Origin of the sequence: Vibrio sp. OPT46 (assembly GCF_015163535.1) — a bacterium.
Taxonomy (GTDB): Bacteria; Pseudomonadota; Gammaproteobacteria; order Enterobacterales; family Vibrionaceae; genus Vibrio; species Vibrio alginolyticus.
Genome location: NZ_JADDYG010000019.1, coordinates 1 through 518 on the forward strand (window position 1 = coordinate 1; position 518 = coordinate 518).

1 protein-coding gene is annotated in these 518 nt (G+C 39.2%); it reads right to left on the bottom strand.

The window, feature by feature from the left end:
• A partial coding sequence (locus tag IQR33_RS01930) for a RepB family plasmid replication initiator protein (protein WP_193843458.1) occupies positions 1-456 on the bottom strand: 456 nt, incomplete at its 3' end.
• Between the last annotated feature and the right edge of the window lie 62 nt (positions 457-518).

Genomic DNA, 518 nt, shown 5'->3' on the forward strand with positions numbered 1-518 from the left:
CTGTGTATAGTTTGATGTGGTTTGGTTAATGATACTAATCAACTCAGCATTCAAATACAGCACTACATGTCCTCGTTTAGGACGATAGCTCTGTTTAGTGGTCCAGTGGATAGCATCATAAGCTTTTTCACCATCTTTGCTGTCTTCATCAGGAAGATAGATAACCACACTTTTCTCATGTAAAGATTGTGCTGCGCGTTGTATGTCTCTTGATAGGTTTTTCTTCGACTCATCATCTATCTCGAAGTACTCGATGAACTCTTTGTTAGAAATAGTGATCGGATACTGACCATATTCCATTGTTTTTAAATGTTCGGGAGTAGGGTTTTCCTGATTAATCCGCTTGAGGCACATGTATACAAGCCGCTTCTCATAACGAGTAAGGCTATAAGCTGCCGTTGTTAAAGCGTTCGCTTGTCTAACAGTAAGATCGTTTTTGCTGTTGTTCTCGGTCATGATACTGATACACACAATAAGAAATTGTACCAAATGTAACATTGTAGGCTTAAATGTGCCAG